Origin of the sequence: Profundibacter sp. (genome assembly GCF_965277155.1) — a bacterium.
Lineage (GTDB): Bacteria > Pseudomonadota > Alphaproteobacteria > Rhodobacterales > Rhodobacteraceae > Profundibacter.
Genome location: NZ_CBDIBV010000005.1, coordinates 77675 through 98612 on the forward strand (window position 1 = coordinate 77675; position 20938 = coordinate 98612).

Below are 20938 nucleotides of genomic sequence, written 5' to 3' on the forward strand. Positions count from 1 at the left end.
CCGGTGCCTTGACATGAGCGCATTTGCAATCCTGCTTATCCTGTTTGCACTAGCTGCCATCGGCTATGTCCTTGGGCGAATCCGGGCGATGAAATCGGCGGGCGGCAGCATTCGTGCGCTTCATTCCCTGCCACATTATTACGGCTGGAATGTTGCCTTGTTTACAATAATTCCGGCGCTGGTGCTGTTGGTGCTATGGTTGGTGGTGCAACCGGCCTGGATTGACGTGAAGGTGGCAGAGACCCTGCCGCAGGGCACGATGGATGATGGCACCTACTCTTTGATGATGAGTGATGTTCGCCGTCTTGCTGACGGGCTGGACAGGGCTGTATCCAAAGGTGTGATTTCCAATGATGAAGCCAATGCCATAAGCGCCCAACGTGTTGATATCCGCACAATAATGGGGTCTGTCGGGGTGGCGCTGGGAAGCAATGTTCGGCCAAAAGTTCTGGCCGCAGCGCAGAAATTGCGTGCGTTGGGGCAGGTGGGTAATATGTGGCGCAGCGTGGCGGTGGTATTGCTGGCGGTACTGGGGTTGTTGTTCGGCCTGCGAATGATCACCTCCGATTTTCGCGCCCGCAATACGGTTGAACGCGCCGTTCTGGCTTTGCTGATCGGGGCGGCCTCCATCGCCATCCTGACCACCCTTGGCATCGTCCTTTCGATGCTGTTTGAAACGCGCCATTTCTTTGCCCAATACCCCGCGTTTGATTTCTTTTTCAGCACCAAATGGGCGCCGAATTTCAGGGGGGGCAGTGATCTGGGTATCCTGCCACTGCTGTGGGGCACGCTCTATATCAGTTTCATCGCCTTGCTGGTCGCTGTGCCGATCGGCCTGTTTGCCGCCATCTATATGTCGGAATATGCTGGCCCGCGTGCCCGCACCTTTATCAAACCGCTGATCGAGGTTCTGGCCGGTATCCCGACCATCGTTTACGGCCTGTTTGCCCTGCTGACCGTCGGCCCGCTGCTGCGGGACTATTTTGCGCAACCGATGGGGCTGGACGAAAGTGCGTCATCCGTAATGACCGCCGGTCTGGTGATGGGGGTGATGCTGATCCCGTTTGTGTCCTCGCTGTCGGATGACATCATCAACGCGGTGCCGCAAGCGATGCGGGACGGATCACTGGCGCTGGGGTCCACCCATTCGGAAACCATCCGCAAGGTGGTTCTGCCCGCCGCCCTGCCGGGCGTTGTCGGGGCGATCCTGCTGGCCGCATCGCGTGCGATTGGCGAAACCATGATCGTGGTGATGGGGGCAGGGGCCGCGGCCAAGATGGATTTGAACCCGTTTGAAGCCATGACAACCGTCACCGTAAAAATCGTTAGCCAGCTGACGGGCGATACCGACTTTGCCGCGCCCGAAACGCTGGTCGCCTTTGCACTGGGGCTGACATTGTTTGTGATCACTCTTGGACTGAATGTTGTCGCATTGATCGTCGTGCGTAAATATCGGGAGCAATACGAATGAGCCGCCCCAAAACATCGCTGTATACCACCAGCGCCCGCACCCAAAAGCGCAACGCAGCGGAACGCCGGTTTCGTGCCTATGGTATCTTTGCCGTGGGGCTGGCAATGGCTGCACTGGCGATGTTGCTGACCTCGATCATCTCCAGCGGGGCGGGGGCGTTCCAGCAGACTTATATTACGCTGGACGTTGAATTGCCCGAGGCCAAGCTGGACAAATCCGGCGTCCGAGATATAGCGGTAATGAAAAAAGTGTCCACCTTTGGCTATGCGCCGGTGATCACCCAAGCCCTGATAGCCAAGCTTGCGGCGATGGGCATCCAAACCCCGCTTAAAAAGAAACAGATCGGCGCACTGGTGTCCAAGGCCGCGCCCGCAAAACTGCGCAATTTCGTGCTGGCCAATCCCGAAGTAATTGGCACCACGCATCGGTTTGAATTTCTGGCCAGTGGCCGGATTGACGGCTATATGAAAGGCCGCGTCACCCATGAAAGCGCTGTGCGGGATGGCAAGATCAGCCCCGAGCAACTGGATCTGGTGGATGCGCTGATTGCGGATGGTGCCATCGTCAAACGGTTTAACTGGGCGTTCTTTACCTCGCCAGATGCCTCGGGCCAGCGGCCGGAGTCGGCGGGACTGGGCGTGGCGATCCTTGGCTCGCTTTATATGATGCTGGTGGTGCTGGTGCTGGCGCTGCCGATTGGTGTGGGGGCCTCGATCTACCTAGAGGAATTCGCACCGAAAAACCGCTGGACCGATATTATCGAGGTCAACATCTCGAACCTTGCTGCCGTTCCGTCAATTGTGTTCGGTATCCTAGGTCTGACCATCTTTATCAATTTCGCGGGCCTGCCGCAATCGGCCCCCATCGTGGGCGGGCTGGTGCTGACATTGATGACCCTGCCAACCATCGTCATTTCCACCCGCGCCGCGCTAAAGGCCGTGCCGCCCAGCATCCGCGAGGCCGCTTTGGGCATTGGAGCCAGCAAAATGCAGACCGTGTTCCACCACGTCCTGCCACTGGCAGCACCCGGCATCCTGACCGGCACCATCATCGGCATGGCGCGTGCATTGGGCGAAACCGCGCCGCTGTTGCTGATCGGCATGGTGGCGTTCGTTAAGGAATATCCGGCCGCCCCGCTGGACGGGCTGTTTGATCCGGCCTCGGCCCTGCCGGTGCAGGTCTATAACTGGACACAGCGGGCCGATCCGGGCTTTGTTGAACGGGCCAGCGGGGCGATCATCACCCTGCTGTTGTTCCTTGTGATTATGAATGTGGCCGCAGTTCTGCTGCGCCGCCGTTTTGAACGCCGTTGGTAGGAGTTTCACCAATGAATGACATCAAAGTATCCGCCCGCGATGTGCAGGTCTGGTATGCCGACAACCACGCGATAAAGGATGTTTCGGTCGAAATCGAAGACAAAACCGTGACCGCCTTTATCGGCCCCTCGGGCTGTGGCAAATCCACGTTTCTGCGTTGTATCAACCGGATGAACGACACGATTGATATTTGCCGGGTGACGGGTGACATTCTGCTGGATGGCGAGGATATTTATGATCCGCAAGTGGACCCCGTGCAACTGCGCGCCAAGGTGGGAATGGTGTTTCAAAAACCCAATCCTTTCCCTAAATCCATCTATGACAACGTGGCTTATGGCCCGCGCATTCACGGTCTGGCCGCCAGCAAATCCGAACTGGACGAGATCGTTGAGAAATCCCTGCGCCGCGCGGCCCTGTGGGGCGAGGTGAAGGACCGGCTGAGCGCCTCGGGCACCGGCCTGTCGGGCGGGCAGCAACAGCGGCTGTGCATTGCCCGCGCGGTGGCGACCGAACCCGAAGTGCTGCTGATGGACGAGCCTGCATCGGCGCTGGATCCCATCGCAACCGCCCAGATCGAGGAGCTGATTGACGAGCTGCGCGAGAAATTCGCGGTGGTGATTGTGACCCATTCCATGCAACAGGCCGCCCGCGTCAGCCAGAAAACCGCGTTTTTCCACCTCGGGAACCTTGTGGAATACGGCGAAACCAGCCAGATTTTCACCAATCCGGTCGATCCACGCACCGAAAGCTATATTACCGGCCGTATCGGCTAGGAAAGGACAGATTATGCCAGACCAACACATCATGCGCGCCTTTGACCGCGATCTTGAGGCGATACAGGCCAAAATCATGAAAATGGGCGGGCTGGTCGAAGCCGCGATCCACGAAAGCGCCAAGTCGCTGAACAAACGCGACGACGAGTTGGCAGCGCGGGTGCGCGAAGCCGACAAGCTGATTGACGCGCTGGAGGAAGAGGTAAATCACGACGCCGCACAGGTGCTGGCCCTGCGCCAGCCGATTGCCAGCGATCTGCGCACGGTCCTGTCGGTGATGAAGATCAGCGGGAATCTGGAACGGGTCGGGGATTACGCCAAGAACCTTGCCAAACGCACCGCCGTTCTGGTGCAGATGCCGGCGATTGAAGGCGCGTCCGGCGCAATCAAACGCATGGCGCGCGAGGTCGAGCGGATGTTAAAGGACGTGCTGGACGCCTATGTGCATCAGGACGTGGCACTGGCCGAAGACGTACGCGCGCGCGATCACGAGGTTGACCAGATGTATAATGCGCTGTTTCGCGAATTCCTGACCTTTATGATGGAAGATCCGCGCAATATCACCGCCTGCATGCACCTGCATTTCATCGCCAAAAATATCGAACGGATGGGCGATCATGTGACCTCGATTGCTGAACAGGTGATTTATCTGGTCACCGGCGAATTGCCCGGCGAGGAACGCGCCAAGCTGGATTATATCGCCGAGGCGCAAGAGGCGGAGGAATAGGGCATGGTTGTGGAGCTGCCGACAGTTCTGGTGGTCGAGGACGAGCCTGCACAGCGCGAAATTCTGGTTTACAACCTAAAGGCCGAAGGGTTCACCGTGCGCGAGGCCGCAGACGGAGACGAAGCCCTGTTGCAAGTGGCCGAGGCACCGCCGGATGTTATCCTGCTGGACTGGATGTTGCCCAATGTGTCGGGCATCGAAATTTGTCGCCGCCTGAAAACCCGTCCGGAAACCCGCAATATTCCGATCATCATGTTATCGGCCAGATCGGAAGAGTTCGATCTGGTGCGCGGGCTGGAAACTGGGGCGGATGATTATGTCAGCAAGCCCTATTCGGTGGTCGAACTGATGGCGCGGGTGCGCAACCAGTTGCGGCGCACACGCGCGGCGTCGATGGGGGGCGAGTTGCGCTACGAGGATATCGTGCTGGATGGCGAAACCCATCGGGTGACGCGCGCGGGGCAGGGGGTCAAACTGGGCCCGACCGAATTTCGCCTGTTGGCCGCGCTGATGGAAAAACCGGGCCGTGTGCTGTCGCGCTCGCAGCTGCTGGACCGGGTTTGGGGGCGTGATATCTACGTTGATACCCGCACGGTGGACGTGCATGTGGGCCGGTTGCGCAAGGCGCTGTGCCAGCACGGCGGCGATGATCCCCTGCGCACGGTGCGCGGGGCGGGTTATGCCTTGGGCTGATTCAGCTGCGTGACCATACGGGCAGATCGGCGCAATGCGGTTGCTGCTGCACCGATGGTGACGACCCACAGCGCAATCTGCATCACCAGCGCGCTATAGCCCCAGAGCGTTGCGATTGCGGCCAGAACGGCGGCCAAAGTCACCACCGCCATCCGCTGTGGCTTGGCCATTGGCCCGCAAAAATCAACTGCCAACCCCGTGGCATGGCCCAATTCGCGCACATAGGCCGTCAGCACCGCAAAGGCCGCCGCCGCCCAGCCCAGTGTTGGCATATCCAGCCCGTAACCGATACCCACAAGGATCAGGATATCCGACACCCGATCCGGCATTTCGTTCCAGAATGGCCCGTCCGGTGAACCTTTGCCCGCCTCGACCGCGACCATACCGTCCAGCAGGTTACAGATCAGCCGCAACTGGCAAAACAACCCGCCGCCCAGCAGGGCCGCAATCCGCAAACCTCCGCTGGTTTGACCGGCCAGATAAAACAGCACCCCAGCGGTCAATGCAGCCCCCATGCTGGCGATTGAAATCTGGTTCGGTGTGATGGATGTTTTCGCCAGCATCTGCGTCAGCTTGTTGGCCCAGCCGGTATCGCGGCTGGCCAAAGGGCGGCGGTCGTTTTCATTCACCACGGGGGGTACCTCGTTGCTTGTAAACAATAAAATTGTAGATCGCCGCATAGGTGGCGGCGACGCTAAATGGCAGGGCAATGGTTTTCAGAACCTCGGGCGTGCCGACAAGGGTGTGAACCGTCACCAGCATGATCAAACCGGCCGAAGCGGCGATCAGCGGCGGCAACCACAGGGCAAAAGTGCCGTGGAACCGTGTTTGTAGCGCCTCGATTGTGCGTTTCAGGAAATAGGTAAGGGGCTGACCCAGATAACTACTTCAAGTAACGCTTAACCCATTGTCTTAGCTGCAATAACTGAGCTGAAGGGTCACTGTTGTTGAAACGCCACTCGCATTCCTTCAAATATAGCCCAAATTGGGCCTTGGGGACACCGTTAAATCGGCGCATGTGGCGCTTGGCTTGGTTCCAGAAATTCTCGATGCCATTGATGTGGTTGTGACGGTCTGCAAAGAGCTTGGAATGGTTGATGCGAAAGTGGTGGAAGTCTGACACATCCAGCACATTATAACCGCGCCAACAATCGGAATAGACGATGGAATCCGGCACGACTTTGCGCTCTATGATCGGGATCAGAGTGGCGGATTTGGCGTCCGGGATGATCTTGGTGTAAACCTTCCCACCCCTTTTTAATATACCAAAAACGGGAATTTTACCTGCCGCACCACGCCCGCGTTTACCTTTGCGTTTGCCGCCAAAGTAGCTTTCGTCCACTTCTATTTCTCCGCCGAACATAGCTTGGCTTTCCGCCTCCAGCTCATAGGCGATTATCTCGCGCAGGCGTAGAAAATAAAACGCTGCGGTCTTGCGGTTTACACCACACAAACTGGCTGCTGTTCGTGCTGTCGATCCCGAAACAAAATGCTCCGTAAGACGGTCTTGCTTGTAGTGGCTCAGGCGACTCTTTCTCATGCTTCCCATCATAACCTCTTTTTAGGTTATCTGGGTCAGCCCCTATTTTTATACAGATTCGCGTTACGGTAGGTGGGATGAGGCACAACAACCTATGAAAGATTTTGATACCTCTTCGGTATTTTCTGATTTCGCGCTTGCAGGCTATTATTTAGCCTTGCGGGTCGGGTTCGCGTTTCCTGTATTCGAGCAAAACAAATTACCTACAGAGTGGGTGAAAATATATACATCCCAAGGCTTTATGCTGCATGACCCGGTGATGAAATGGGTCTATACAAATACAGGGGCCGTTCGTTGGAGCGAAATTGCACAAGATGATCCGATGGGTGTTCTGGGCTTGGCATCAACCTATTCATTAAGATATGGCGTCGCAATATCCTGTATAGATAATGATCAGACAGGTCAGCGCAGTTTTGGATCATTCGCGCGTGCTGACCGGGAATTCACGGATGAGGAAATTGCACGGCTGTCAGAAGAAATCATTCGTATGCATATTGCGACAAAACCACCCAGCAATTTGACCAACGCCGAAAAAGAAGTGTTGGCCATGGTCAAGAACGGAATGTTGCTAAAACAGATGGCGGCCGAGCTTGGAGTTTCGCAGGGCGCAATCAAGCAACGATTGAAAAATGCCAAACTCAAGCTGAATGCAAACAACAGCGCACAGGCGGCGACAAAGGCGATGGAGTTCGGTTTGATCTGATTCTGGGCCAAGATTGACCAGAAAATGTCAACAATTTGGAAAAAATTGGCCTAGGGGCTGACCCAGATAACCTAAAAAGAGGTTATGATGGGAAGCATGAGAAAGAGTCGCCTGAGCCACTACAAGCAAGACCGTCTTACGGAGCATTTTGTTTCGGGATCGACAGCACGAACAGCAGCCAGTTTGTGTGGTGTAAACCGCAAGACCGCAGCGTTTTATTTTCTACGCCTGCGCGAGATAATCGCCTATGAGCTGGAGGCGGAAAGCCAAGCTATGTTCGGCGGAGAAATAGAAGTGGACGAAAGCTACTTTGGCGGCAAACGCAAAGGTAAACGCGGGCGTGGTGCGGCAGGTAAAATTCCCGTTTTTGGTATATTAAAAAGGGGTGGGAAGGTTTACACCAAGATCATCCCGGACGCCAAATCCGCCACTCTGATCCCGATCATAGAGCGCAAAGTCGTGCCGGATTCCATCGTCTATTCCGATTGTTGGCGCGGTTATAATGTGCTGGATGTGTCAGACTTCCACCACTTTCGCATCAACCATTCCAAGCTCTTTGCAGACCGTCACAACCACATCAATGGCATCGAGAATTTCTGGAACCAAGCCAAGCGCCACATGCGCCGATTTAACGGTGTCCCCAAGGCCCAATTTGGGCTATATTTGAAGGAATGCGAGTGGCGTTTCAACAACAGTGACCCTTCAGCTCAGTTATTGCAGCTAAGACAATGGGTTAAGCGTTACTTGAAGTAGTTATCTGGGTCAGCCCCTTGGCCTATTTGAAGAAAAGCAGTTAACAAAAGCGTCAGATCAAGTTCTAATTCACTCTCCATAAAGGAGAATGAAAATGGAAAACATCACCTTCAACATGTCCGAGCTGCACAACCACGGTACAGCGTTTTTTGACTATTTGTCCCTGCGTAAACATTTCTTTGTTGATACGCTGAATTGGGACATTCCGCACAACGATTCATATGAGATGGATCAATATGATAATCCACTTGCCTATTACTCGTTGGTTTTGAAAGACGGCAAAGTGATTGGTGGGTCGCGCGTTATGCCAACGACATCTTCTTGGGGGGAATATACCTAAGAGGTGGTCCCACTTTTTTGACCAGTCAGCAGCCAGTTTAAGATGGATCAGGGTTTCATTTAGGCTGCCAAACTCATTGGTTTTGTTTTTCTGTCATAGGCTTCATCCGGGGTCAATATTCCGTGGGTGGAATGCGGGCGCTCGGTGTTGTAGTAAGCCAACCATTTCCCGATCCCGGCGCGGGTCTGCGAACCCGTTTCAAATGCGTTGAGGTAAATGCATTCGTATTTCAAGGATCGCCAAAGCCGCTCGATCATCCGGTTATCGACCCAGCGACCTTTGCCATCCATCGAGATTTTCACGTCGGCTTCTTTCAGCGCCTGCGTCCATTCAAACCCGGTGAACTGGCTGCCCTGGTCGCTGTTCATGATATCGGGCTTGCCGTATTTGGCCATAGCCTCTTTCAGGGCTTCAACGCAAAAATCTGCCTCCATGCTGTTTGACAATCTCCAGCTCAAAACCTTGCGGCTGTGCCAGTCCATGATCGCGACCAAATAGAGGAACCCGCGCTGCATCGGAATGTAGGTGATATCTACGCACCACACATGGTTTGGACGATCAATCGTCAGGTCTCGCAGCAGATACGGGTAGATCTTATGCTGCGGATGTTTCTTGCTCGTGTTGGGCGTCTGGTAGATCGGAACCAACCGCATCAGCCGCATCAAACGGCGGACCCTGTGGCGACCACACTTGTAACCTTGGCGCTGCATGTGCCGGGCCATTTGCCGTGATCCATACCACGGCGTCTGCAAGAATTGCTTGTCGATTATTGTCATGAACCGCAAATTTTCAGCACTTTCGCCTTTTGGCTGGTAATACAGGTTCGAGCGCGCCAGAGAAAGTAGCCCGCATTGTCGTCGCACACTCAGATCATGCTCACGGCTCACCATTTTTTGCCTCGCTTCCCGAGCAACTGTTGCGAGGCGTTGGCTAAAAAATCCCGTTCCACGACCAGCTGACCAATCTTGGAGTGCAGCTTCTCAATCTGGGCTTCATCAACCCGATCAGGATCACGGCCCCGTCTGGAAAATGCCGTGGCCATGTTTTCAATCGCTGCTCGTTTCCATGTGCCAATCTGGGTTGGATGCACACCATACTTCTTCGACAGCTCCGCCATCGTCATTTCCTCGCGGATTGCTTCAAGCGCAACGCGGGCTTTGAATTCGGGAGAATGGTTCTTTCGTTTCGTCATTTTGAATCGTCTTTCTCATAAGTCGATCCACCTTAACAACTGGTCCGAATTTCCGCGACCACCTCTCCTATATGCTCAAGGATGCCGTAAATGGCAAACTTGCCGATATCCCAGATGGGGTTCTCGACAAGGAAATCAAGACACCCAAAGTATGGGAATGCACACGTCTTGTTATCTCGGACGAAGTGACAAGCCATGTCGACCGCAGTGAGTGTTTGTCGCTCATTGTAGATGGTTTGGTTAAGTTGACAAAACAGGGGGGCGGAAGCGAGTTGATGTCTTTGTCGCCGATATCCCTAATGCGTGCCTTGCGCCAATTGGGATATAAAGCCAACAGAATTGGCGAGCCTTACTACAATCCTGGTGATGGTCGTAAATATGCAGTCCTGAGTATGCCTGCTATTCCTTCCACAAAAATGAAACCGGTTGTTCGGCCAACTGCCAAGGTCCTGCCGATCCACCAGGATATGGAACTGCGCCAAACGGCATAAGCCTAGGACGCCATGTCTTGCAACAGGGTTTCCACGGCTTTGGACTTGGGCAAATCCAGATCCGCGCGCAATTGCGCGCGGGCGCGGGAGATGCGGGACATGACAGTTCCTATAGGAAGGTCAAAGGTTTTGGCTATCTGGGCATAGCTGGTGCCCTGCATGACGGCCATGCGCAATAGATCGGCCTGATCCGCTGGCAGGCGGGTTATGGCGTCGTTTACATCACCACAGGCAAAGCGGCTCCAGACTTCGGCCGGTTTGCCCGGGGTGTTTTGTTCGGTCAGTTCCTGATGCTGCGGGGCCGGTTTGGTGCTGGTGTTGCGCAGGGTGGTCATCAGATAGGGGCGCAAATCATCGATTGTGGCCCCTTTTTTCATCCGCGCCCAGACGCGAAGCAGGGCTTCTTGGGCCATGTCTTCGGCCATGTCCGAGCTTGGGGCCAGAATACGGGCCAACCGGATCAGTGCGGGCATCAGATCAGTCAGTGTTTGTGCGTCACTTGTCATATCAGCCTCCAAAACTATGTCCGGCAATCTGGCTGTGGTCAGGGCATAGAGCAACCGGGGGATTGTTGCCGGTTCGGGCGAGGGGGGCTTTTTGGGCAGGTTCTTGCGGGAATGGTGCATCGGAGTCGGCAGGGGACCGCGTGTTTGGCGATGTTTGGCACAAAGCGGAAATGTAGCGGAATAATCCCCTGATTTCATCCTCTTGTTGGGTGAAGGCGCAACAACGCACCTTCGGACGCAACGGGCGAAATGCCCTAAGGAGAGTAAAAAATGAAAAAGATCGTAACCTATACCGCCACCGCCATCGCCCTGACACTTGCAGCCACAGCCGTGAGCGCCCAAAGCGAAATCGACGCGGATGGTGACGGGCTATTGTCGTATAACGAGCTTCTGGCGGCTTATCCGTCACTGACCGAGGAAAATTTCACCGCGATGGATACCAATTCGGATGGGGCCGTGGATGCCGATGAACTGAAGGTTGCCACGGATGCCGGCATGCTGCCAAGCAACGGGTAACCTTAATGTCTGGTGCCGGAAATCTCTATGACCCCAAATTTCCCTTTTCGGCATTAGGCAGCTATTTTCCGCAGCTATTTTCCCAAGTCTTCCCAAAGCTTGGGAAGTGTGAAAGAGGCCCCTGTACCCCAGTGCCTTCAACGGGGCCTCTTTTATTACAGCGCATCCAGTCTAACCGCCGTTACACCCCGCGCGACATTGCCGCCACGCCGGTGCGGGCGGTTTCTGTCAAACCCAGCGGGCGCATCAGATCGGCAAAGGCGTCGATTTTTTCGCTGGTCCCGGTCATTTCAAACACAAAGCTTTCCAGCGTGCTATCGACCACATTGGCGCGGAAAATATCGGCCAGACGCAGGGCTTCGACCCGTTTTTCGCCGGTGCCTGCCACTTTGAACAACGCCAGTTCGCGTTCCAGATAGGGGCCTTCGACCGTCAGGTCATGCACCGAATGGACCGGTACGATACGGCCCAGCTGTGCTTTGATCTGTTCAATCACCTGCGGGGTGCCGGTGGTGACAATGGTGATCCGCGAGGTGTGGTATTCCTCGTTGATCTCGGCCACGGTCAGGCTTTCGATGTTATACCCGCGCCCGGAAAACAACCCGATCACACGGGCCAGAACACCGGCCTCGTTGTCGACGGTGACGGCCAGTGTGTGGGCCTCGTTCACGTCGGCGTTGGGGTTTTTCAGGTCATAAGCGGAATGGGCCGATGAGCCTTTTTTGATATTTAGTGCAGACATTTCTAGACCTTTCTTAAACCAGAACCGCGCCGGTGTTGCCAATAACCCCCTGGGTTTCGGCATCTCCCATCAGCATTTCGTTGTGGGGGGACCCTGAGGGGATCATCGGGAAGCAGTTTTCATGTTTTTCCACCAAGCAGTCGAAAATAACCGGCCCGTCGTGTTTGATCATTTCCGTGATCGCATCGTCCAGATCGGCGGGGTCCTCGACACGTATACCCTTGGCGCCGAACGCCTCGGCCAGTTTGACGAAGTCGGGCAGGGCTTCTTGCCATGTGGCCGAGTAACGTTCGCCGTGCAACAATTCCTGCCACTGGCGCACCATGCCCAGCCGTTCATTGTTCAGGATAAACTGTTTTGCGGGCAAACGGTACTGCACCGCGGTGCCCATTTCCTGCATGTTCATCAGCCACGATCCTTCGCCGGCGATGTTGATCACCAGCGCGTCGGGATGTGCCAGTTGCACACCCAAAGACGAAGGATGGCCATAGCCCATCGTGCCCAGACCGCCGGATGTCATCAGCCGGTTTGGTTCGTCAAAGCCAAGGAACTGCGCCGCCCACATCTGGTGTTGGCCAACTTCGGTGGTGATATAGCGATCCATACCTTTGGTCAGCGCTTCCAGCCGTTCCAGTGCGTATTGCGGCTTGATCACCTTGCCTTCCTGTTTATAGGCCAGACAATCGACAGCGCGCCATTCGTCGATCTGTTTCCACCATTTGCCGATCGCCGGTTTATTCACCTTGCGGCCACGGGATTTCCAGATTTTCAGCAAATCTTCCAAAACATGGCCGATGTCACCGATGATCGGGACATCTGTATGCACGACCTTGTTGATCGAGGAGGGATCAATATCGATATGCGCCTTTTTTGAATGGGGGCTGAAATCCTCGACCCGACCGGTGATGCGGTCATCAAACCGCGCGCCGACACAGATCATCAAATCACATCCGTGCATCGCCAGATTTGCCTCGTACAGCCCGTGCATGCCCAACATGCCCAGCCAGTTTTTGCCGGAGGCAGGATAGGCGCCCAGACCCATCAAGGTGGACGTTACCGGAATACCGCTGGCATCGGCCAGTTCGCGCAGCAACTGGCTGGCGGCGGGGCCGGAATTGATCACACCACCGCCGGTATAAAGGATCGGGCGTTCAGCCTGCTCCATCAATTCGACCAAGGCTGTGATCGCCTCGATATCGCCCTTGATCTGCGGTTGATAGCGTGATGTATCCGCCTTTTTCGGTGGCAAATAGGTGCCATCGGCAAATTGCACGTCCTTGGGAACGTCGATCAGCACAGGGCCGGGACGGCCGGATGTGGCGATGTGGAACCCTTCGTGGATGATCTCGGCCAGCTTGTTTGTGTCCTTGACCAGCCAGTTATGCTTGGTGCAGGGGCGGGTGATGCCCACGGTGTCGGCCTCTTGAAAGGCGTCATTGCCGATCATGAAGGTGGGCACCTGACCGGTCAGAATGACCAGCGGGATACTGTCCAGCAGCGCATCGGTCATGCCGGTCACCGCGTTGGTCGCGCCGGGGCCGGAGGTGACCAGAACAACACCGGGTTTGCCGGTCGAGCGCGCGTAACCCTCGGCGGCGTGGACCGCGGCCTGTTCATGGCGCACCAGAATGTGGCGAATATCGTTTTGCTGAAAGATTTCGTCATAAATCGGTAGCACGGCCCCGCCCGGATATCCGAACACGACGTCCACGCCCTGATCCTTCAAGGCCTGGATTATCATTTTCGCGCCGCTCATTTGACGTGTCATCTTTTCTACTCCGCTTTCATTTTGCCTTTGACCATAAAAAAACCCCCGATCTACGGGGGCGCATGGGATACCGATATGGTAGTCTTTACAGACCCATGCGCAACTTTCCCACAATCACAGATAGGACGTTCATGTCCAAGGCTCCTTTGGTTGGTGGCGTGACTTTAGGAGTGCCGCAAAGGGGCGTCAACGGCAATCTAAAGGAAAAGTGTCGCATATCGGGGGTATTTTGGAACTTTCTTGCGAAAAGCCATCTGGATATTGCGTGGTTCCGTATTTTTACGGTGCGATGCATAAAAGACTTACAGCTTTGATAAATTGATAAGGCCTTCTGTAAGCTCTACCAATGGGGTGTTGTTTTCTGTATCGTGCAATTGTGGCGGGTATTTTGTGAATGTTTCTTGGGGGATTGATTCACCAACAAGGTTGAGCGCGGATGGGGCAGAAAAACAGGGAATTTGCAGCGCGGCTGGCCGAAAAACACGCGGTTCAGCTAACAGCACAAGAAAGGCACCACGCTGGTCGGGAGTTGGGGAAATCTGCAGTTGCTTACAAGCTGGATGCAGAAGGAACCCGTAAATTGTTCAAGGCGCTTTCCAGAGATGTAGGGGATTTGGCTGGCTGTAAAATTTCGGAAAAGGACACGTAACAAATGGCCCTCTATACAGTGACAGCATTTAAGTGGTCGGGGACGGGATATAATGCAACTTATAATACATCCTATTCAGCCACCCTTAGTGATAATGACCCAGCCTATCAGGGGGGTACGGATGCCGATGAAACAGTTAGTATAGACGGGGGCGCCTTCAATTCGACGGCTTCAAGCCCTTATGCGATCGATATCTCCTTTACCGATATCAACGGTGTGGCCCATGTCGAGACATTCTATTTCTTTAACACAGGCGGGTCGTGGTATTTCATTCCCGGTCCGGGATCGGCCTTTACGGTAGGGGCGACCCTGGGAAGTTATCAAAGCCACATTTTGGGATGGAACTATTCGGATGTGACCTGTTTTGTGCGGGGCACGCGGATACGAACGGCCAACGGGGAACTGCCGGTTGAAGATCTGCGGGCGGGCATGATGGTTGAAACGCTGGATGCGGGGCCGCAAAAGCTGCGGCTGGTTTTGCAGCGTGAAATATCGGCGACGGAACTGGCGGAAAATCCGAAATTGCGGCCGGTGTTGATGCCTGCGGGATCATTGGGAAACGGTTTACCCTTGCGGGATTTGCGGGTGTCGCGGCAGCACCGGATGCTGGTGTCTTCGCCGGTGGTGCAGCGGATGTTCGGCCAAAACGGGGTGCTGGTTTCCGCGATCAGGCTGGCGGCATTGCCGGGGATTTGCGTAGATATGAAAACGCCCCAAGTGGAATATTTCCATCTGCTGTTTGACGATCATCAGGTGGTCTTTGCCGAAGGCACCCCGAGCGAGAGCCTGTATACAGGTGAACTTGCCCTGAATGCCCTGCCACAAGAGGCGGTCGAGGAAATCTTTGAAATTCTGCCACAGGTGGCCCGGCTGGATTACCGCTGCGAGCCTGCCCGTATTATCCCGGAAGATCGCCGTCAGAAACGGCTGGTTGAACGTCATGTAAAAAATGGCCGTGCTCCGGTTTCATAACCCGCCCGTTCCCTGCAACACCCCATGTTCCAGCGCATAGCGGGTCAGACCGGCGGTAGTAGAAATGCCCAGTTTGCGTTTGATGTTCTTGCGGTGGGTTTCCACTGTGCGCACCGAAATATCCAGCGCGGCGGCGACCTGTTTGTTGGAATTGCCCTGCGCCAGTTTCAGCAGGATAGTTTGTTCGCGGCTGGTCAGGGTTTCACGGCCATCGTGGGTTTTGGGGGCAAGGGCGGTGCTGGCGCCGGTGCAAAGATATTGCTGCCCCGCCATCACCGTATCAATCGCGGTTTTGATTTCCTCGGTCGGAACATCCTTTAGAATATAGCCTTTGGCCCCGTGGCTAAGGGCGGTCTGGATGTATTCCGGCGTGTCGTGCATCGACAGGATCAGCACCCGCATATCGGGGCGTTTTTCCAGCAATATTTCGGTGGCGGACAGCCCGTTCATATCGGGCATGTTCAGATCCAGCAGGATCACATCGGGGGCCAGATCATCGACCTGATCAATAATCGCCTGCCCGTTGTTCAGGGTGCCGACCACGTTGATATCGTCATAGGTTTCAAGGATCGCTTCGATCCCTTCGGTGACCATCGGGTGATCATCGACTATTACAACACGGGTAGGGTGGCTCATCTGATTATCCTTGTGCGTCTTCGGGGGGCAGAAGGTGGGTCAAGGGCACTTTGGCCTCGATCACGGTGCCGTTTCTTGTGCTGGTCATCTGCAAGGTTCCGTCCAGTTGCTCGACCCGTTCTTGCATATTGCGCAGGCCAAGGCCACCATGGGAAGCGGCCGGAGCATTGTCGTCAATGCCATGCCCGTTGTCTGTGATGCGCAATGTCGCGCCTTTTTTGTGGCCGAATAATTTGATCGAAACCTCGGTAGCGCCGGCGAGGCGCTCGATGTTGGTCAGGGCCTCTTGAGCGATACGAAACAGGGCGATTTTGGATTCCGCATCCAGCCGGTTGCGAAACACTACGGTTTCCAGTTCCGTTTTGATCCCGGTGCGCTGGCTGAATTCCTGTGTCAGCGCCTGCAGAGCAGCCCCAAGCCCCAGGTCGTCCAGAACGCCGGGGCGCAGATCGTGCGATATGCGCCGCACCTCCTGAATGGCGCTGTTCAGACTGTCGATGCCTTTGCCCAGATTTTCATCGGCGCGCGCATCCCCCGCCTGCACCCGTTTGCGGGCCAGTTCCAGCGCATAGCGCACCCCGACAAGGATCTGGCTGATGCTGTCGTGCAATTCCCGCGCCACGCGACTGCGCTCTTCTTCCTGTGTGTCAAGAACCCGCTGTGTCAGCCCCTTTTGTTTGGCGTCGGCCAGACGGCGTTCACGCAGGTTCAGGAACATGCCCGAAAGGAACACCAGCAGCAACGCCCCAAGGGTGATTGCACCGATATAAAGGAAGGTGCTTTGCACACGCCCCTCGACTTCGGCCCTTTCGGAAGCAATTGTATCCAGCACGTCATCGATAAAAACCCCTGTGCCAATCACCCAGCGCCAGTCCTGCAATCCGACCACGTAAGACACCATACGTTCAGATTTGCCGGTTGACGGTTTGGGCCAGTCATAAGTCATATACCCGCCGCCCTGACGGGCGATTTTGATCATCTGGTCCACCACCATCTGACCGTCGGGTCCAGCCACGCCCAGCCAGTTTTTGCCAATCATTTCGGTGCGGCGCGGGCTGACCAGATTGTTGCCCTCGTAGTCATAAACAAAGAAATAACCGTCCTGACCATACAGCATGGCCGACAGCGTTTGCGTGGCCTGCAGTTTTGCCACTTCGTCATCGGGCAGGGCGCGGCCATATATGTTGGGAACCTCTAAAAATCCCCCAAAATCCGGCCTGACGGGGTAGAATCGTCATCAGGATGAAAATGATTCGACCGACGGGGTTTTGTCATGGGTCAGATGGGATTTTTTGATCTTTCCAGCCGATACGCGGGACTGGACAAATCTGGTGATCCGCTGGTGTTGCTCAACGACATGGTGCCGTTCGAGGATTACCGGGACGAGCTGAAGGCCATATGGCGCACGCCGCCCGAACAGCGCAAATCCAACGCTGGCCGCCCGCCTTGGGATGAGGTGCTGATATTCAAGACGATGGTTTTGCAGCAGCTCTACAACCTCTCTGACGATCAGATCGAGTATCAGATCCGCGACCGCCTGTCGTTCATGCGGTTTCTCGGCCTTGGCATTGAAGACAGCGTACCTGACGCCAAGACCATCTGGGCCTACCGTGAAAGGCTGGCCGGGGCCGGGAAGATGAAGGAGCTGTTTGACAAGTTCGATGCCTTTCTGCGCGAAAAGGGCTATCTGGCGATGGGCGGGCAGATTGTTGATGCGAGCATCGTTCCGGCGCCGCGCCAGCACAACAAAAGGGACGAGAACGAGAAAATCAAGGCGGGCGAAACGCCTGAAGAGTGGGAGGAAAAACCCCACAAGAAGCGCCAGAAGGACGTGGATGCGCGCTGGACGAAGAAGCACGGCAAGAGCTATTACGGCTACAAGAACCACATCAATGTCGACCGGCGGCACAAATTCATCCGCGCTTATGATGTCACCGATGCCGCCGTGCATGACAGCCAGGCGCTTGCCGGTCTGATTGATGCGAGCAACACCTCATCGGACCTGTGGGCCGACAGCGCCTATCGCTCGCAAAAGATCGAAAGCGAGCTGGAAGAGCGGGGGCTTCACAGCCATATCCATCACAAGGGCAGGCGCGGCAAGCCGCTTGGCGAGCGCCAGCAAAAGGCCAACCGGAGGCGCTCGAAAGTGCGGGTCCGGGTCGAGCATGTATTCGCTTTTCAGGAGCGCTCCATGGGCGGCAAGCTGATCCGCTCCATCGGCCTGAAGCGGGCGCGATTTCGCATCGGGATGATGAACCTGGTCTACAACATGAAGCGCTTCGTCCAGTTCGAATGCGGCCTGGCGGCGCCGGGATAAGGGTTCATGGGGTGAGGTGTGCCTGAAATACCCAAAACCGGCTTGAAACCGGTGAAAATGGGTTTATGATCCGAAGCAATCAGGCGGGACAGGCGAAAAACCGTCCACCCCGCCGCGAAGAAGGCGAAAACGGGAATTTACAGAGGTTCCCTGTTGATAAAGGCGGTGCGGGCCAGAGAAAGATAATTCTTTAATTCGGCCCGTTTGGCGGTGATCAATTCATCTTGTAACACCTGGATTTCCTGCTGCGCGGTCTGGCGGGACTGGGCTGTCACCAGCAGGGCAATCGCCCCCGCCGCCAGCAGCAACGGCAAGGTCGCCAGCAAAAATACCTTTTGCCCGTAACTAAGCCTGACCCTGTTTTCCATCCGCCCGCATGTGCCGCCTTTTGCTGATTCTTGCCCTTGGGGAACCCCGAATCACAGAATGAAGAATCACGACGAGGGCGTCAATTCATTGCGGCAAAGGGTAATCGAGGCGATTTACACCTTAAAAACCCGCAGAAATCCCCCGTCTACGCAATAGTTGGTATTCCATACTGCCGCCCCAGCCGTTAGGCTTTCGCCACCTGAAACGATCAGCCCGCATTTATGGCGGGTAATATCCGACAAACTCTATGGGAGGAGTAACTTTATGGATCGTCGCTCATTTTTGAGAACTTCTGCCCTTGGTGGTACAGCTGCCGCAGCCGCAACACTGGCTGCACCGGCTTATGCCCAAGGCAAACGTAAACTGACTATGGTCACCGCATGGGGCCGTGGCCTTGCCGGTGTGTTTGATGCTGCACAGCACACAGCCGACACCATCAACGCAATGTCCGATGGCAGCCTTGAAATCGAAATCAAAGCCGCTGGCGAACTGGTTGGCGCGTTCGAGGTTTTCGACGCCGTTACATCCGGTCAGGCCGACATGTATCACGCTGCCGATTACTATTTCATCAGTCAGCATCCGGCCTTTGCATTCTTTACCGCGATCCCGATGGGGATGACCGCAACCGAGATGAACAACTGGTATTACTTCGGCAACGGTCGCAAATACCATGACCAACTGGGTGAAATCTTTGGTCTGAAATCGTTCCTGGCCGGTAACACGGGCACACAGGCCGGTGGTTGGTTCCGTAAGGAAATCAATGGCCCCGAAGATTTCAACGGTTTGAAATTCCGCATGCCTGGTCTGGGCGGCAAAGCACTGGGTTATCTGGGTGCGTCGGTTCAGAACCTGCCGGGTTCCGAAGTGTATCAGGCACTGGCCTCGGGTGCTCTTGACGGCACCGAATGGATCGGTCCGTGGGCTGATGAAAAAGCCGGTTTCCAGGAAATCACCAAATTCTTCTACACAGCTGGTTTCCACGAGCCGGGCGCCGGTTTGTCGCTGGCGACAAACCTTGAGGTGTTCAACAGCCTTAGCCCTGCACACCAGAAGATGATCGAAGCCGCTGCTGGTTATACAAACTCCTGGTCCCTTAGCCAGTTCCTGATGAACAACGGTTCGGCGCTTGAGCGTCTGAAAGCCGGTGGCGTTAAGGTTCTGGAATTCCCGGATAGTGTTTGGGATGCCTTCGGTGAAGGCTCCAAAAAGGTCTACGAAGAGTTCCTGGGCGACGATCTGTTCAAGGAAGTATTCGACGATTACAACGCATCCATGCGGGCCTCGTCCGGCTGGTTGACCGTTTCGGCTGGTGCCTACCGTCGCCAGCGCGACCGGGTAATGAGCTAACTCCTTACTTTACTTAAAAAACTGCCTGCCCCTTTGTGTGAAAGCGCAAAGGGGCGGGTAATCCTTTGGTTGCCGTGTCCGGTGGCCTGTGTCGGATTTCTGGGGACCAATTCTTATGAACGATGATATCGCCTGCTCGGGCTTTTTCAGCGCATCCGCCGAAGATACCATATCCTGTCTGGACAAATTCGAAACCACGGGACCATTTCAGTGGTTCTTTGGCAATATATTCGAGTCCTTTTACAATTTCGGCTATGCGATCACGCATCCCTCCCTGTGGCTTAGCTGGGTCAACGGGTTTGACGGGGCAGAAGACAAACAGGCACTGATGCGGTTCATCTATTACGGCGGTTCGCAAGAATTATTCTTTGTGATCTTCACCGCCTTTTTGATGATGACAGCCTATGGCTTCTGGCGGAACAATTTCATGTGGGGCGTGGTGCGCGCACTGGAAGGGTTTGCAAACACCGTCGGACGCTTTATGGCTTGGGCCGGTTTGCTGATGGTGCTGCAACAGATCGTCATCGTCTTTATGCAGCGGATTTTCACCGCTGCCGATATCACATTGGCCTTTGGCGCGCCGCTGACCAAAGACGTCAGTTGGTGGGCCGAGAGCCTGAAATTTGAAAACGCACTGATCGTAGCGCTTTGTGCCACTTATACCTTTGTGCAAGGCGGGCATGTGCGTGTTGATCTGGTTTATTCCAAGGTCAAATACCGCACAAAACGCGCAATTGATATGTTCGGCTCGCTGTTTTTTATGATGCCGACATCAGTACTGGTCTGGATGTACGGCTGGTATTTCATGTGGCGCAACCTGATCAATCCGCCGGTTTCGGCCTCGGACACACTAGATCGGTTGATGCTGAAATCCCGTGCCGTACGCTGGAGCGTCGAGACCATCGGCTTTTCGCCAAACGGGTTCAACGGTTATTTCCTGTTCAAAATCCTGCTGATTTCCTATTCGGCAATGGTATTTTTGCAGGCGATCGCTTTCTTCTACCGCTCGTATCTGGAGCGTAAGGAAGGGCCTGAATCCGAAGGCAAATATCTGGACAAAGACAGCCTTGGCGAAGGCGAAGAAGCCTATGAAGGCACACATTAATATACTGGGGTA

The 20938-nt window shown here is 55.2% G+C and carries 24 protein-coding genes and 1 pseudogene; 16 read left to right on the top strand and 9 right to left on the bottom strand.

Annotated elements, in window-relative coordinates; all coding sequences use genetic code 11:
- The first annotated feature begins 13 nt into the window (after positions 1-13).
- The 5 genes from pstC to phoB are packed head-to-tail and all read left to right on the top strand — an operon-like array spanning position 14 to position 4980.
- Positions 14-1471: a phosphate ABC transporter permease subunit PstC gene (pstC, locus tag ACQY4M_RS04395; RefSeq protein ID WP_428541302.1), complete on the top strand. Its 1458-nt coding sequence runs from the start codon at positions 14-16 to the stop codon at positions 1469-1471.
- Entirely contained in the window at positions 1468-2787 is a 1320-nt protein-coding gene (pstA, locus tag ACQY4M_RS04400; protein ID WP_428541305.1) for a phosphate ABC transporter permease PstA, read from the top strand. Before pstC ends, pstA begins: the two co-directional genes overlap by 4 nt.
- A gap of 11 nt (positions 2788-2798) precedes the next feature.
- Positions 2799-3560: a phosphate ABC transporter ATP-binding protein PstB gene (gene pstB, locus ACQY4M_RS04405; protein ID WP_428541308.1), complete on the top strand. Its 762-nt coding sequence runs from the start codon at positions 2799-2801 to the stop codon at positions 3558-3560.
- 13 nt (positions 3561-3573) lie between these two features.
- Positions 3574-4287, top strand: a complete 714-nt coding sequence (gene phoU, locus ACQY4M_RS04410; protein ID WP_428541311.1) for a phosphate signaling complex protein PhoU — start codon at positions 3574-3576, stop codon at positions 4285-4287.
- A 3-nt stretch (positions 4288-4290) separates the two neighbouring features.
- Positions 4291-4980, top strand: coding sequence for a phosphate regulon transcriptional regulator PhoB (gene phoB, locus ACQY4M_RS04415; protein ID WP_428541314.1), 690 nt, complete (start codon positions 4291-4293; stop codon positions 4978-4980).
- Here phoB and ACQY4M_RS04420 read toward each other — a convergent pair.
- The 3 genes from ACQY4M_RS04420 to ACQY4M_RS04430 all read right to left on the bottom strand — a co-directional run bounded on the left by ACQY4M_RS04420 (position 4965) and on the right by ACQY4M_RS04430 (position 6520).
- Complete coding sequence (locus ACQY4M_RS04420) at positions 4965-5612, bottom strand: CDP-alcohol phosphatidyltransferase family protein (protein WP_428541317.1); 648 nt, start codon at positions 5610-5612, stop codon at positions 4965-4967. The two genes, phoB and ACQY4M_RS04420, sit on opposite strands and share 16 nt — an antisense overlap.
- Positions 5602-5778: a hypothetical protein gene (locus tag ACQY4M_RS04425; RefSeq protein WP_428541320.1), complete on the bottom strand. Its 177-nt coding sequence runs from the start codon at positions 5776-5778 to the stop codon at positions 5602-5604. The genes ACQY4M_RS04420 and ACQY4M_RS04425 overlap by 11 nt, the downstream gene beginning before the upstream one ends.
- A gap of 85 nt (positions 5779-5863) precedes the next feature.
- Positions 5864-6520, bottom strand: a complete 657-nt coding sequence (locus ACQY4M_RS04430) for an IS1595 family transposase (RefSeq protein ID WP_428539609.1) — start codon at positions 6518-6520, stop codon at positions 5864-5866.
- A gap of 94 nt (positions 6521-6614) precedes the next feature.
- On the opposite strand from ACQY4M_RS04430, the gene ACQY4M_RS04435 reads away from it, so the two are divergent.
- The 3 genes from ACQY4M_RS04435 (at position 6615) to ACQY4M_RS04445 (ending at position 8316) form a co-directional block, all read left to right on the top strand.
- Entirely contained in the window at positions 6615-7223 is a 609-nt protein-coding gene (locus tag ACQY4M_RS04435) for an autoinducer binding domain-containing protein (protein ID WP_428541323.1), read from the top strand.
- A gap of 96 nt (positions 7224-7319) precedes the next feature.
- Positions 7320-7976, top strand: coding sequence for an IS1595 family transposase (locus ACQY4M_RS04440; RefSeq protein WP_428539609.1), 657 nt, complete (start codon positions 7320-7322; stop codon positions 7974-7976).
- 94 nt (positions 7977-8070) lie between these two features.
- Positions 8071-8316 (top strand): acyl-homoserine-lactone synthase, encoded by a 246-nt coding sequence (locus ACQY4M_RS04445; RefSeq protein WP_428541326.1) that lies wholly within the window; start codon positions 8071-8073, stop codon positions 8314-8316.
- A 59-nt stretch (positions 8317-8375) separates the two neighbouring features.
- Here the strand turns inward: ACQY4M_RS04445 and ACQY4M_RS04450 are convergent.
- A protein-coding gene (locus tag ACQY4M_RS04450; protein ID WP_428539245.1) for an IS3 family transposase occupies positions 8376-9508 on the bottom strand; the annotation gives its coding sequence in 2 pieces (ribosomal slippage) (positions 8376-9256 and positions 9256-9508; 1134 coding nt in all).
- A gap of 71 nt (positions 9509-9579) precedes the next feature.
- Here ACQY4M_RS04450 and ACQY4M_RS04455 point away from each other — a divergent pair.
- Positions 9580-9999, top strand: coding sequence for a hypothetical protein (locus ACQY4M_RS04455; protein WP_428541329.1), 420 nt, complete (start codon positions 9580-9582; stop codon positions 9997-9999).
- A 2-nt stretch (positions 10000-10001) separates the two neighbouring features.
- Here ACQY4M_RS04455 and ACQY4M_RS04460 read toward each other — a convergent pair whose 3' ends face one another.
- Positions 10002-10505: an RNA polymerase sigma factor gene (locus ACQY4M_RS04460; RefSeq protein ID WP_428541332.1), complete on the bottom strand. Its 504-nt coding sequence runs from the start codon at positions 10503-10505 to the stop codon at positions 10002-10004.
- A 270-nt stretch (positions 10506-10775) separates the two neighbouring features.
- Between ACQY4M_RS04460 and ACQY4M_RS04465 the strand changes: the two genes are divergently transcribed.
- On the top strand, positions 10776-11021 hold the full coding sequence (locus ACQY4M_RS04465) for a hypothetical protein (RefSeq protein WP_428541335.1): 246 nt from the start codon (positions 10776-10778) through the stop codon (positions 11019-11021).
- A 181-nt stretch (positions 11022-11202) separates the two neighbouring features.
- Here ACQY4M_RS04465 and ilvN read toward each other — a convergent pair whose 3' ends face one another.
- Together ilvN and ACQY4M_RS04475 are read right to left on the bottom strand one after the other, a co-directional pair.
- Positions 11203-11763, bottom strand: coding sequence for an acetolactate synthase small subunit (ilvN, locus tag ACQY4M_RS04470; RefSeq protein WP_428541338.1), 561 nt, complete (start codon positions 11761-11763; stop codon positions 11203-11205).
- Positions 11764-11776: 13 nt separating this feature from the next.
- Positions 11777-13531 carry an acetolactate synthase 3 large subunit gene (locus ACQY4M_RS04475; RefSeq protein WP_428541341.1) on the bottom strand — a complete coding sequence of 585 codons (1755 nt, stop codon included), beginning with the start codon at positions 13529-13531 and terminating at the stop codon, positions 11777-11779.
- 436 nt (positions 13532-13967) lie between these two features.
- On the opposite strand from ACQY4M_RS04475, the gene ACQY4M_RS04480 reads away from it, so the two are divergent.
- Together ACQY4M_RS04480 and ACQY4M_RS04485 are read left to right on the top strand one after the other, a co-directional pair.
- Complete coding sequence (locus ACQY4M_RS04480) at positions 13968-14180, top strand: hypothetical protein (RefSeq protein WP_428541344.1); 213 nt, start codon at positions 13968-13970, stop codon at positions 14178-14180.
- 3 nt (positions 14181-14183) lie between these two features.
- Positions 14184-15152, top strand: coding sequence for a Hint domain-containing protein (locus ACQY4M_RS04485; RefSeq protein ID WP_428541347.1), 969 nt, complete (start codon positions 14184-14186; stop codon positions 15150-15152).
- Here ACQY4M_RS04485 and ACQY4M_RS04490 read toward each other — a convergent pair.
- A complete protein-coding gene (locus tag ACQY4M_RS04490) occupies positions 15147-15788 on the bottom strand; it encodes a response regulator transcription factor (RefSeq protein WP_428541350.1) in 642 nt (213 codons plus the stop codon). The two genes, ACQY4M_RS04485 and ACQY4M_RS04490, sit on opposite strands and share 6 nt — an antisense overlap.
- A 4-nt stretch (positions 15789-15792) precedes the next feature.
- Positions 15793-16974: pseudogene (locus ACQY4M_RS04495) on the bottom strand (cache domain-containing protein); the annotation flags it as partial.
- An 87-nt stretch (positions 16975-17061) separates the two neighbouring features.
- Here ACQY4M_RS04495 and ACQY4M_RS04500 point away from each other — a divergent pair.
- The 4 genes from ACQY4M_RS04500 to ACQY4M_RS04515 all read left to right on the top strand — a co-directional run bounded on the left by ACQY4M_RS04500 (position 17062) and on the right by ACQY4M_RS04515 (position 20926).
- Complete coding sequence (locus tag ACQY4M_RS04500) at positions 17062-18105, top strand: IS5 family transposase (RefSeq protein WP_428539227.1); 1044 nt, start codon at positions 17062-17064, stop codon at positions 18103-18105.
- 65 nt (positions 18106-18170) lie between these two features.
- The gene (locus ACQY4M_RS04505; protein ID WP_428541353.1) at positions 18171-18299 is read left to right on the top strand and encodes a hypothetical protein; all 129 of its coding nucleotides are present in this window, start codon (positions 18171-18173) and stop codon (positions 18297-18299) included.
- Between the two features lie 439 nt (positions 18300-18738).
- Entirely contained in the window at positions 18739-19821 is a 1083-nt protein-coding gene (locus tag ACQY4M_RS04510; protein ID WP_428541356.1) for a TRAP transporter substrate-binding protein, read from the top strand.
- 115 nt (positions 19822-19936) lie between these two features.
- The gene (locus ACQY4M_RS04515) at positions 19937-20926 is read left to right on the top strand and encodes a TRAP transporter small permease subunit (RefSeq protein WP_428541359.1); all 990 of its coding nucleotides are present in this window, start codon (positions 19937-19939) and stop codon (positions 20924-20926) included.
- The last annotated feature ends 12 nt before the right edge of the window (positions 20927-20938 follow it).